Raw genomic sequence first — 12020 nt, 5'->3', positions numbered from 1 at the left:
CCAGTCCGTCCCCGCCCTCCCGCAGGGGGCTCGTAGCCGAAGGGAGGACCGTGGCCTTCGGATTCGCCTCGTCCGGTGCGGCGTCGATGCCCGAGACCCCGACATCCGCCGCGCTGTCCGCCGACTCCGCCCACCGACTGGCCCGGATGCTCGAGCCCGCCGAGTGGTCGGCCGCGGGGATTCCTCTGCTGCGCAACCCCCGGGAGGTCGTCAGCGGCCTCCACACGCGCCATCGGCCGACCCCGGAAACGGCCGTCGTGGCCGTGCTGGATCCGGACGAACGGCTGCGGGCGAGCGCCTCGTTCAGCCGGCGCGCCACCGCGACGGACGGCTGGGTCTTCCGCAACGCGCTGCTCGCGCAGTTGCGCCGGGTCATCCCGCACGACCTGCGGCGCCGCACACCGGTGCGTACCGCCGTACTGCTCTACTGCCGGGACGGGGACGCCCGTTGGACCCAGGAGGACGGCGCCTGGATGTGGGGTCTGCGGGATGCCTGCACCCTGCACGGGCTGCGCTGCGGCGCGTACATCACGCTGACGCGGGACGGCTGGCAGGTGCTCGGCGAGGGACGCGGCGGGCGGCGGCCGAGCGCCGGTTCGCAGCCCGAGGCCTTCACCGGGAGCGATCCGCCGGCGCCACGCACCGGAGGCGCCGCCTCCGATGTGCTGCGCCGCGCGGCGGCACGCTGATCACCGACCCGCTCGCCCTCGCGCGCCGGCAGCCGGGGCCGACGTCGGCCCCGCCCGCGCCCACAGCGCGCGCCGAGCCGGACCGGCACGCGGCCGACCGTGCTCCGCTGTCGCAGGGCATACGCCGGCCACCGCACCGTGCTTCCACCCGGCCCACGCCGCTCGGCGCCGAAGGACCGGACGACGCCCGAAGGCACCGCCGCGCGGTCGGCACCTGACGCCGACCGCCGGACGTCGGTGTCAGACGCCCGCGCCCAGCATCGAGTTGATCCGCTGCGGGTCGCCGCAGACGATCAGCAGGGTGCTCGCGCGGGTGAGCGCCGTCGGCAGCACCGTGACCGCGGTCTCTTCGCTGCCGCCGTTGACGGCGACGACGACCACGGGCCGGGCCGAGGCACGGGGCAGCGCGGCGGCGTCGGCGTAGAAGACGTCGTCACCCGCCTCGTGCTGGGCCCAGTAGGCGGCCTCGCCGAAGGACAGCTCGTGCGTGGCCCACGGGTGGGGGTCGCCGGTGGTGATCACCAGGACCTCTCCGGGCGCGCGCCCGGAGTCCAGCAGCAGGTCGACGGCTTCCTCGGCCGCGTCCAGCGCACCCTCGGCCGAGGCCGGGATCAGCTGGACCTGCGGAACCGATGCCGCGGCGGCACCGTCGGCGGTCGGTCCCGCGACGGGCGCCGCGGTGGCGACGGCCCCGGGGGCGGAGGGGGCAGCCGGGGCGGACGGCCCGGGCTTGGCGGCCGCATCACGCGGCGTGCGCTGCGCGGGCGGCATCGGCCGGGCGGGACCCGGACGGCCGGGACGCGGCGGAGCCGCGGGACGCGGGCCGGGTACGGGGCGGGGGGTCGGCGCGGTACGGCCACTGGCCGGCGTGGCGCGGGGACCCTGGGCACTCTCGTGAATCTGAGGCTCCTCGGGAATGAGAGGCATGAAGTGTTGTCTATCAAACGCCGATGCGAATCGCGTCGGCGGGTGGCACATGAGTGCGACCGGAAGTGCCGGAAAAGCGTCAGAACTCAAAGCCGAGCTGACCCTCGATTTCCGGAACCTTTCCGTCCGCCCAGCTGCGGGCCTTCTTGAGGTGCCGCCACTGGGGCAGCGCATCAAGATACGCCCACGAAAGCCGGTGGTACGGGGTGGGCCCCCGCTCCTCCAGCGCGGCCTTGTGCACCGGCGACGGATAGCCGGCGTTGGCCGCAAAACCGAAGTCTGCATGTTCGATGCCCAGTTCGGCCATCATTTTGTCGCGCCGGACCTTGGCGATCACCGAAGCCGCGGCGACGGCCACACAGGACTGGTCCCCCTTGATCACCGTACGAACGCTCCAGGGAGTGCCGAGATAGTCGTGCTTCCCGTCGAGGATGACCGCGTCCGGACGGACCGGCAGCCCCTCCAGGGCACGCACCGCGGCGAGCCGCAGCGCGGCCGTCATCCCCAGCTCGTCGATTTCGTCGTGCGAGGCGTGACCGAGCGCGTGTGCCGTGACCCAGCTCTCCAGTTCCTCGGCGAGCGCGGTGCGCCGCTTGGGGCTGATCAGCTTGGAGTCGGTGAGTCCTTGGGGCGGCCTGCGCAGTCCCGTGACCGCCGCACAGACGGTGACCGGTCCCGCCCACGCGCCGCGCCCGACCTCGTCGACACCGGCGACGATCTTCGCTCCGGTGGTGGCGCGCAGGGAGCGCTCGACGGTGTGGGTGGGTGCTTCGTACGGCATGGCGCCAGACAGCGTACGCCGCCTCGGCCCGGCCGCGACACCGGGGCTCGCCGCGGCGCCCCGCAGGTCATTTTCTGACATGTCCGAAAACAGTCGGGGGCGGCCCTTCAGGGGCGCAGCAGCGGGATCATCACCCGGTCGATCAGAGCCTCGAATTCCTCGTCCAGCCATTCGCTTCCGCACACCTTCGTGCGATACATGAACATCGCCGGAATGACATCGCAGACATAGTCGTCCACCCCTCCGGAACGCACCTCTCCGCGGTCAATTCCCCGGCTTATGACCTCTTTGATCAGCTTGACGCTCGGCTCGATGATGCCTTCGAAGATCACTTCATGGAAGCGCTCGGCCGTCGACGTATCGCATTCGTGAAGCACCGCACGGAGAGCGAATCCGGTGCGCGAGAACATCGTGACCCGCATTTGACCGCACAGCCGCAGCAGGTCCTCCCGGACGCTGCCGAGGTCCGGGGCGCTGTCGAGTCGTGGCAGTCCGGCCCGCAGCGCGTGCACGACGAGGTCCTCCTTGGACGGCCAGCGGCGGTACACGGCGGCCTTGCCGGTCTGCGCGCCGGTGGCCACGCCCTCCATCGTCAGACCGTTCCAGCCGACCGTACTGAGCTGCTCCAGGGCGGCATCCAGGATCGCCCGCTCCAGGACGACCCCGCGCCGGCGCGGGGATGCCGTCCGGGCGGAAACGGCCGTCCAGCGCGAAGTAGCCATCAATTCTTCTCCATCGAGCAGGCAAAGAAGTCGGGGGTCGGACAGAGAGTGAGGGAACGCTTGCGTTCACACAAGAGGAGTCACTACCGTCGTAGTTGACAGTGAACGGGACCGTTCACTAAGGAACTTGCGGGGGATCATGACGACCGCCTCTCCATTGACAAAAGATCAGAAGCCCGGGGCCGCCCGCCGGGAGGGACACCCCGGCATGGCCCTCACCGTCATCGCCGCCTGCCAATTGATGGTGGTCCTGGATGCCACCATTGTGAACATCGCGCTCCCCCACATCCAAGGAGCGCTCAAGTTCTCGACGACCGACCTCACTTGGGTGGTCAGCGCGTACACCCTCACCTTCGGCGGACTGCTGCTGCTCGGCGGGCGCGCCGGAGACATCCTGGGACGCCGCCGCGTCTTCATGACCGGCATCCTGCTGTTCACCCTCGCCTCACTCCTCGGCGGATTCGCCCAGGAGCCGTGGCAGTTGCTGGCCGCGCGCGCCCTGCAGGGCGTCGGCGGCGCCATCGCGTCGCCCACCTCGCTGGCCCTCATCACGACGACTTTCCCCGAAGGCCCGGCACGCAACCGCGCGTTCGGCGTCTTCGCCGCCGTCTCCGCAGGTGGCGGCGCCATCGGACTGCTGGCGGGCGGCATGCTCACCGAGTGGCTCGACTGGCGCTGGGTCCTGTTCGTGAACGTCCCCATCGGCATTCTGATCGCCGTCCTCACCCCGCTCTACATCAATGAATCCGAACGCCACCCCGGCCGTTTCGACATCCTCGGCGCCCTGACGTCGACGCTCGGCATGGCCTCCTTGGTCTACGGGTTCATCCGCGCGTCCGAGGAGGGCTGGCGCGACAGCGTCACCGTGGGGTCGTTCGGCGCGGCGATCGTCCTGCTCCTGGCCTTCGTACTCGTGGAGAAGCGTGCGAAGGAGCCGATCACGCCGCTGCGGATGTTCGCCGACCGCAACCGCTCGGGCACGTATGTGATCATGCTCAGCCTGGCCGCGGCGATGTTCGGCATGTTCTTCTTCATCGTCCTCTTCGTGCAGAACATTCTGAACTACACGCCGATCGAGGCGGGCCTCGCCTTCCTGCCGGTCACGTTCGTCATCGCGATCGGCGCGGCCCTCTCGCAGAAGTTCCTGCCCGTGCTCGGCCCCAAGCCGTTCATGGTCACGGGTTCGATCATCGTCGCGCTGGGGCTCGGCTGGCTGACCCTGCTCGGCCCCGACAATTCGTACGTCGGCGGAGTGCTCGGTCCGATGCTGCTGTTCGGCTTCGGCATGGGCCTGAACTTCGTGACGCTGACGCTGACAGCGGTCTCCGGAGTGGCCCCGCACGAGGCGGGCGCGGCCTCCGGGCTGCTCAACGCCACCCAGCAAGTGGGCGGTTCGCTCGGCCTCTCCATCCTGACCACGGTCTTCGGCACGGCGAGCCGGAACGAGGCCAAGGACCAGATGGCGGACTTCATGGCCAACGCCACCCCCGAACAGAAGGCCCAGTTCGCCCGGACCCACGAGCTCCCGGCTCCCTGGGGCCACGAGGTGCTGTCCCAGGGCATCTCGACCGCCTTCATCCCGGCCGTGGCCATGGCCGTGCTCGCCCTGCTCACCGCCGCGCTGGTGATCCGCGTACGCAAGAGCGACCTGGACGCACTGGCCGGCACGGCGAGCGCCGCGGGGCCCGCCGGCGGCTGACCGGCCGCAGAAGCTTCTGCCCCGCGGGCCGTTCCGCGGGGCCGGAGCTTCAGGAGGAGGAGAACGAGGTGTACGGGGTGTTCCTGCTCGCGTCGCAGACCACGGGGTCCACCGAGAGCGGCCGGTCCTCGATGATCCGCCTCGCCCTGGACTCCCCGAGGCTCGTCGCGAACCACGGCCCGCTCTCGGTCCCGAGGTCGGCGGCAATGCCCCTGAGCGCGCAGGAGCGCTGCGGCTCCGGCAGGCCGTCCAAAGCCGGTGCCGCGTCCGCCGACAGCTGCCGCGCGTAGTCGAGGTCGAACTTCCCGCTCTCCTCGTAGCGCTGCACATTCCTCTCGGCGATCAACGCGTCGGGCGAAAGCAGGCCGAACGCCAGCACACCGACGGCCGCACTGGCCGCCACGGCACGCGGCAGCCACCGGGCGCCCCAGACACCCGCGGCCATGATCAAAAGGATGATCACGCCGAGCCAGAGCTCCCCGGCCACCACCGATATCCGCAGCCTGGTCAGTCCGTACGCCTCCACGTACATGTCCATGCGTCGCACCGCCGACGCCACCACGACCAGTGTCATCACACAGAGCGCGCCGAGCACCGCGCGCACCAGCGTCCGGTCCCTCACTCCGCCGCGCGGAGCCCAGCGCAGGGCGAACACGATGACGAGCAAGGTCAGCAGGGTGGCGAGAAGCAGCTGCCAGAACCCCTGCCGCGCATAGGCGGAGTACGACAGGCCCGTCTTGTCGAGAACGGTGTCGTACCCACCGAAGAGCACGGCAAGCTGGACCGCGTTGAACGCCGCGAACAGTACGTTCAACACGATCAGCGGCAGCGCCCACTCGACCCGGCCACGGGCCCGGCCGGGCTTCACCACGAGCCGGTCCCAGCGCACGGGCGAGGCCGCCGCACGCGCCACGGCGAGCGCTCCGACGACTCCGGCGATCAGAAGCAGAATGCGCCAGGGGCTCCCCGAGAGCGAGGCATCGGGCATCAGCTCGCCCAGCAGGTCGGCGAAGGCGGCGTCGGCACCGGCGAACAGCGCACCGAAGACGATCAGCAGCACGGCCGCCACCGCGACGGCCCGCAGCAAGGGCGCGGCACCGCGCAGACCGCCCGCCTGTTCCCGCACGCCGCGCCAGCCCCAGCGGAGACCGGAGAAGATCCCGTCGAAGAGCCCGAGAGGGCTCAGGACGATCCCGACCCAGGTCCGGCTGCCGTGCAACGCCAGCGATCCGAGCGCCACCGAGGAGACGATCGCGAGGAACGACGGCCATCCCGCGTCGTCCAGCGCGGGCACCACCAGCAGCGCGAGCCCTCCGCCGGCCCACACCAACGACCAGGGCCGCGGCCGCCGTCCGGCCTTCCGTGCGGCGAAGTAGGCGGCGAGCATGGCCGGGACGGCGACGATCGGCAGATTCAGCGCCAGCCTGTCGCCCAAGAGCAGCATGCTCAGCACGCCGGTGGCCAGCACCGCCCAGAGCGTCGCCGCCGGAACGGGACCCGGCGGCTCCGCGCGCAGATCGGCGAGCAGCGGGGCCTGCGGCGCAGGTGCCGGGTAGCCCCGGCCGCCGCCCTGACCGGGCACGCCGTGCCCTGCCCGACCGCGCTGCGCATCCTGCCGCCTCGGCCGCTGTCTCCGCAGGCCGTCCTGGCTCTGCCGGCTCCCCTGCCGCACATGCCGTGTCACCACGGGCGCGGCGTCCCGAAGCTCGCCCACGGGTTCCTGCTCCGCCTCATGCGCCTCAGAACCCCCGGACATGTCAGCCACCTCAGACGACTCAGACGATTCGGGTGGCTCAGGTGGCTCGGGTGGCTCAGGTGGCTCGGGTGGTTGGGACGGCTCGGGTGGTTGGGACGGCTCGGGTGATTCACCGGGCCCCGGGCCGGGCCCGGGGCCGGGCTCGGGCTCGGGCTCGGGCTCGGGCTCGGGAACATGCGATGTGTCGCGTCCACCTGGTGTGTCAGTCACGGGACCCCCTCCCGGCCGGTTCACCCGCAGCACACACGCGTCCCACAGAGGTGGCTGCGGAACTGCCGGGACCGGCTTCTCGTTCGACGCACGCAGTCAAGATCAACTAGCGGCCCGCTTCAGCGTAGCCGCGCACCCAGGACGCCTCCCCTGCCTGGTCACCCCTGTGGCACGACCGTGACAGTGGGGCAGCCGAGGTCCGGCCCTCCCACCGCCCGACGCTCCCCCAGTCCGGACCTCCGACATTGGCCCCCGGGTCAGCCCGCGGCGACGGAGAGCCAGCCGGGCAGCGCTTCGGTGCTCTCCAGCCACTCCGCGGGCGGCGCGCCACCCGCACCGGACGCGACGACTCCGCCCACGATGGCGCAGGTCGTGTCCATGTCCCCGCCCGCCTGCGCGGTGTCCCAGATGGCCCGCTCGTACGACCCGAGACCACGAGCCGCCGACCACAACGCGAACGGCACCGTGTCATGCGCCGTCGTCCGACGCCCGCATCCCAGCACCGCCGCCACCGTGCCGGTGTCGCCGTAGTCGAGCATGTCCCGCGCCCGGCGCAGCCCCGCTCCCACCGCGCTGCGCGGCACCAGGGCGATGACGCCGTCGAGGAGTTGCCGCGGCGTGGGCGGCCCCGCGGGGTCGGCCGTCAGCGCTGCGGCCGCGGCCACCGCCATGGCCCCGACGACCGCCTCGCGGTGCTGATGCGTGGGGTATGCCGAGATCTCCGCCTGGTGCGTCGCCTGCTCCGGATCGTCCGCGTACCAGGCGCCGAGCGGTGCGATCCGCATCGCGGCACCGTTCCCCCATGATCCCAGCCCCTTGAAGAGCGCGGACGCCAGCTCCCGCCAGTCTCCGCCTTCCCGGACCTGCCTGAGGAGCCGGTTCACCGCGGGGCCGTACCCGCGGTCGAAGTCGTGGTGCTCGGCGAACGACCGCGCCAGTGCGTCCTGGTCGATCCTTCGGTGCTCACCGAGGACGGCCAGCACGGAGCAGGCCATCTCCGTGTCGTCGGTCCACTGCCAAGGGGCGTCGGGCAGCTGTCGGCGCTTGAGCAGCGGGTAGTGCGCGGGCACGAAGAACTGGGAGCCCAGCGCATCCCCCACCGCCAGTCCGCGCAGGCTGGCCAGAGCGCGCTCTAGGCGCAGGTCGGGAGAGGAGTCAGCGGTCATCGCCCTGCCACTCTATCCGGTGACGCCGTACGGCTCGGGCTCGCGCCAGCGTTCGAACGGCCGGTCCAGCGTGTACTTGCCGTCCTCCCCGAGCACCAGCACCCTCATCTCTCCGTTGCCCGGGTTGGACAACGACTCGAACTCGGCCACCGACCAGTGGAACCAGCGCATGCAGAACAGCCGCATGGTCAGTCCGTGCGTGACCAGCAGGACGTTCGGCGGATGGTCCGGAGCTTCGAAGCTCCGGTAGAGGCTTTCGAGGAAGGCCCCCACCCTGTCGTAGACATCGGCCCCCGACTCCCCCTGCGCGAAGCGGTAGAAGAAGTGCCCGTACGCGTCTCGGTACGCCTTCTGCAGCCGTACGTCGTCCCGGTCCTGCCAGTTGCCCCAGTCCTGCTCCCGCAGCCTCGGCTCCTCCCGCACACGCACCAGCTCGGGATCGAGCCGGAAGGCCTGGAACGTCTCGTGGGTGCGCCGGTACGGCGAGACGTACACGCTGACGCGCTCGCGTCCGAGCAGTTCCCGCAGGGGTTTGCCGGTGTCCTCCGCCTGCGACCACCCCGTCTCGGTGAGCGCGAGCGCGTGGTCGGGTTCGCGCTCGTACACGGTGTCGTCGGCGTTTCCGGCCGACTCGCCGTGCCGGACCAGGATGATGCGCCGCGGGCGTGCCATACGGAAACCCTAGATCGGGTCGTCGGCGGCCCGCTCAGTCGGGTAGCCGTCCGGACTCCATCCGGCGTATTCGACCGGTGAAGCGCCGGCGCAGCAACCGGTCGTGCGAGACGACCACAAGGGCTCCCGTCCACTGGTCGAGTGCCGCCTCAAGCTCCTCGACCAGGCCGAGCGCCAGATGGTTGGCGGGCTCGTCGAGCAGCAGCAGGTCGGCCGGCCTGGCGAGCAGCCGCGCGAGGGCCAGCCTCCGGCACTGGCCCGCCGACAGGGATCCCATCGGAACATGCAGGTCACGCGGCCGGAACAGCCCGTACGAAAGGAGGAGTTCCCGCTGCTCCTCCTCGACGAGCCCCAGTCCTCTGCCGAACACTTCGAGGACATGGTCGGCGGGCTGCCGTACCGGTATCTCCTGGGCGAGATAGCCGATCCGTCCTCTGCGGACGACGGTGCCCTCGTCGGGTTCGAGCACGCCCGCCATGGTGCGCAGCAGCGTGGACTTCCCCGCTCCGTTGCCCCCGTGGATCAGCAGTCGCTCGCCGGCCGAGACGGTGAGCGTGTCCACGGCGAGCCGCCCGCCCACCCGCACGTCCCGCAGAGTCACCAAGGCCCCTTCTGCCGCCCCCGAGACGGGACGCGCCGTGAAGCTCAGCGGTTCGGGAGGCCTGGTCACCGGCTGCTCCCGGAGTCTGCGGAGCCGCTCCTGCGCGTTCCGCACCCGACCCGCGACCGACGCCTGGACCCGTCCTCCGGCCCGGTCGTACGCCATTTTGTTGTTGTCCTTCATGCCGCGGCCACCGGCGACGGCATGGGCCGTGGTCGACATGAATTCCTGGAGTCGACTTGTCTCCTCGCACCACTGGGCGTACTCCTGCTCCCAGCGCAGCCGGGCGGCGGCCCGTTCCGCCACGAGCCCCTGGTAGCCCCCGCCGTGCCGCACCACCGTCCGGCGGTCGGCGTCCACTTCGAGGATCGCGGTGGTCACACGCTCCAGGAACACGCGGTCATGAGATACCGCGACCACGGTCCCTCGGTGCGCCGACAAGACAGCCTCCAGCCAGTCCAGCGCATCCTCGTCAAGGTGGTTGGTCGGCTCGTCCAGGAGCATGACCTCGGGCGCCGCGGCGATGAGGCAGGCGAGGCCGAGCCGGGCCTGCTCACCGCCGGACAGGCTGCCCAGAATCCTGTCCCGGCCGATGCGACCGAGCCCCAGCCCGTGCATCGCCTTGTCCACCCGCACGTCCGCCTCATAGCCCCCGCGCAGTTCGAAGGCCGTGAGCAGGTCGCCGTACTCGCTCAGTTCACGCTCGGTCGCGTTGCCGAGGCCCGTTTCGAGCTCGCGCAACCGTCCTTCCATCGACCGCAGCTCGGCCAGCGCGGCGTCGATCGCGTCACCGACACTGTGATCCGCGGGGAGTTGGGGAGTCTGCGCGAGGAGTCCGGCCCCCTGCTCGGCGACGGTCACGATCTCACCGTCGTCGGGCCGCTCGTCGCCGGACATCAGGTGCAGCAACGTGGACTTCCCCGCGCCGTTCTCCCCCACGACGCCTATGCGCTCGCCCGGCCTGATGGCGAGCGACACCCCGTCGAGCAGCAGCCGCTCTCCTCGCGCCTTGGTCACACCATGCAGAGAGATCTGAGTAGGCAAAAGCACCCCCGATTTGCATCCAACTCGAAGCTAACGCAACCTCCGTCGCATTACGATGAGTGTGGCACACTGATCCGGCTAACGCAACATGAGTTGCAGTTGAATGATCGAGCCGGGACGACGGAGAAGGAACGAGCCAATGGCGGACAAGCCTGTTGCGGCTGGTCAGGGCGCCGACGCACCTGACGTCGGACACAGCGGAACCAGCGGGGCGGGACGGCTCGGCGCGGGACGGCGAAGCCCGGCAGCGCGAGGCGGCTCGGGACGCGAGGAGCCACGGCAGCCACAGCCGCAGTCGCAGTCCCAGTCGCAGCCAGTGTCGACGCGCAGCTCAGAGACCCAGCTGCCGCGAGAATCCGCGCCGCAGCCCGCCGGAGCTGCTCCGCCCGCCGGGCCGGCGCGGCCCGGCGGATCCGCGTCGGCATCGCCCTCACCCGCTCCCGGCACCCGCCGCCCCGGCGGTCGCACGGCCCGCACCCGCGCAGCCGTCCGGGATGCCGTGCTGAGCGGCTTGGCGGACCACGGGTATCCCGGACTCACCGTCGAGTACGTGGCGGATCACTCGGGGGTGCACAAGACCACGCTGTACCGCCGCTGGGGCGGCCTCGAAGGCATGGTCGCCGATGCTCTGGACATGGCGGGCGAGGACACGTGGACCCCGCCGGACACCGGAAGCCTGGAGGGGGATCTGCGGGAGCTCGCCCGGGAGGTGGTCGATTCCTTCGCCGACGACGCGACATCCGCCGCACCCACGGCCTTCGTCGCGGCGGCCTTCCAGTCGGAACGGGCCGCCGACGCCCTGCGCACGTTCTACGCCGAGCGGTTCGGCCGGTGCGAGGCGGTCGTCGCACGCGCCGTGGCACGGGGCGAAGCGGCCCCGGACACCGACGCGGCGGCGGTGGTCCGTGCCGTCTCCGCCCCGATGCTGCTGCGCGTGTTCATCACCCGCGAGCCGATCGACACGGCGCTCGCCGACCAGTCGGCAGCGGCTGCGATCGCCGCCACCCGGGAGGGCGCGTTCGCCCGGCCCCCGGGCGACCGATAGCGCGGCCACGAACACCCGATCAAGAAGGGCGGCAGGTGAACGGGACCCCGGGCGGGGACGGGCGGGGACGGCGAAAGCGTCATACCGTCCACGACGGTTCCAGTTGCACGACGTCCCCCGCCAGCGCAGCGACATCCGCTTCCGTCTGCGCCCGCAGCGACAGCCTCTCCACGCGCTCGGCCCGGTACTTGCCGTGCTCGGCTGCCGACTGCCACATGGAAAGCACCAGGAACTCGTGGCCCGGCGCCTCCCCGAAGACCCCGCGCACCATCCCCGGCGAACCGGCCATCGCGGGGTTCCAGACCTTCTCCTGCATCAGCGCGAAGTGCTCCACCCGCGCCTCCCGGACCCTGCAGTGCGCGACGCGCAGCACGTCCGCGTCCGTGAAGCGCGGCTCGAACCCCGTCTTTACGTCGAAGCGGTAGTCGAAGAGCTTGGCCTGCAGATCCTTGTAGGTGCCCGCCTGGGAAGCCGCGAGACGATCGTGCGCCCGGGCCATGAAGGAGTCGTAGAAGGCACGGCTCTCCCAGAAGGCGACGACGTGCGCGACACCGGGACGACCCCGACTCCACCCCCCGCCCTGCCCCCGGAATCCCGGCTCCCCCAACAGCCCCGCCCACTTTCGCTGCCCTCGTTCGAACCCCCGACGATCGACCACGGTGCAGCGAATCCACTTGACCAGCACCGCGCCATCGTACGGCGCGGAGC

The 12020-nt window shown here is 71.1% G+C and carries 11 protein-coding genes; 3 read left to right on the top strand and 8 right to left on the bottom strand.

What is annotated here, in order from left to right; genetic code table 11:
* The first annotated feature begins 50 nt into the window (after positions 1 to 50).
* Positions 51 to 689, top strand: coding sequence for a hypothetical protein (locus ACZ592_RS36920; RefSeq protein ID WP_471586113.1), 639 nt, complete (start codon positions 51 to 53; stop codon positions 687 to 689).
* Between the two features lie 240 nt (positions 690 to 929).
* On the opposite strand, the gene ACZ592_RS36915 is transcribed toward ACZ592_RS36920, so the two are convergent.
* From ACZ592_RS36915 to ACZ592_RS36905, 3 genes are all read right to left on the bottom strand, one after another.
* On the bottom strand, positions 930 to 1616 hold the full coding sequence (locus ACZ592_RS36915) for a hypothetical protein (protein WP_471586112.1): 687 nt from the start codon (positions 1614 to 1616) through the stop codon (positions 930 to 932).
* Positions 1617 to 1695: 79 nt separating this feature from the next.
* Entirely contained in the window at positions 1696 to 2397 is a 702-nt protein-coding gene (locus ACZ592_RS36910; protein ID WP_471586111.1) for a ribonuclease HII, read from the bottom strand.
* Between the two features lie 107 nt (positions 2398 to 2504).
* On the bottom strand, positions 2505 to 3119 hold the full coding sequence (locus ACZ592_RS36905) for a TetR/AcrR family transcriptional regulator (RefSeq protein ID WP_471586110.1): 615 nt from the start codon (positions 3117 to 3119) through the stop codon (positions 2505 to 2507).
* A gap of 139 nt (positions 3120 to 3258) precedes the next feature.
* Between ACZ592_RS36905 and ACZ592_RS36900 the strand changes: the two genes are divergently transcribed.
* The gene (locus tag ACZ592_RS36900) at positions 3259 to 4818 is read left to right on the top strand and encodes an MFS transporter (protein ID WP_471586109.1); all 1560 of its coding nucleotides are present in this window, start codon (positions 3259 to 3261) and stop codon (positions 4816 to 4818) included.
* A 49-nt stretch (positions 4819 to 4867) separates the two neighbouring features.
* Here ACZ592_RS36900 and ACZ592_RS36895 read toward each other — a convergent pair whose 3' ends face one another.
* The 4 genes from ACZ592_RS36895 to ACZ592_RS36880 form a co-directional block, all read right to left on the bottom strand.
* Positions 4868 to 6400, bottom strand: a complete 1533-nt coding sequence (locus tag ACZ592_RS36895) for a DUF4153 domain-containing protein (RefSeq protein ID WP_471586108.1) — start codon at positions 6398 to 6400, stop codon at positions 4868 to 4870.
* A 641-nt stretch (positions 6401 to 7041) separates the two neighbouring features.
* The gene (locus tag ACZ592_RS36890) at positions 7042 to 7950 is read right to left on the bottom strand and encodes an ADP-ribosylglycohydrolase family protein (protein WP_471586107.1); all 909 of its coding nucleotides are present in this window, start codon (positions 7948 to 7950) and stop codon (positions 7042 to 7044) included.
* Positions 7951 to 7962: 12 nt separating this feature from the next.
* A complete protein-coding gene (locus ACZ592_RS36885; protein ID WP_471586106.1) occupies positions 7963 to 8622 on the bottom strand; it encodes a histidine phosphatase family protein in 660 nt (219 codons plus the stop codon).
* A gap of 34 nt (positions 8623 to 8656) precedes the next feature.
* Positions 8657 to 10267, bottom strand: a complete 1611-nt coding sequence (locus ACZ592_RS36880; RefSeq protein WP_471586105.1) for an ABC-F family ATP-binding cassette domain-containing protein — start codon at positions 10265 to 10267, stop codon at positions 8657 to 8659.
* Positions 10268 to 10610: 343 nt separating this feature from the next.
* Here ACZ592_RS36880 and ACZ592_RS36875 point away from each other — a divergent pair, with 343 nt between their 5' ends.
* Positions 10611 to 11312, top strand: coding sequence for a TetR/AcrR family transcriptional regulator (locus ACZ592_RS36875; RefSeq protein WP_471586140.1), 702 nt, complete (start codon positions 10611 to 10613; stop codon positions 11310 to 11312).
* Between the two features lie 79 nt (positions 11313 to 11391).
* On the opposite strand, the gene ACZ592_RS36870 is transcribed toward ACZ592_RS36875, so the two are convergent.
* Positions 11392 to 11997: a YdbC family protein gene (locus ACZ592_RS36870; protein ID WP_471586104.1), complete on the bottom strand. Its 606-nt coding sequence runs from the start codon at positions 11995 to 11997 to the stop codon at positions 11392 to 11394.
* Between the last annotated feature and the right edge of the window lie 23 nt (positions 11998 to 12020).

The sequence above is a fragment of the Streptomyces sp. NPDC040622 genome (assembly GCF_055593965.1).
This window is presented reverse-complemented; position numbering and strand designations above follow the sequence as displayed.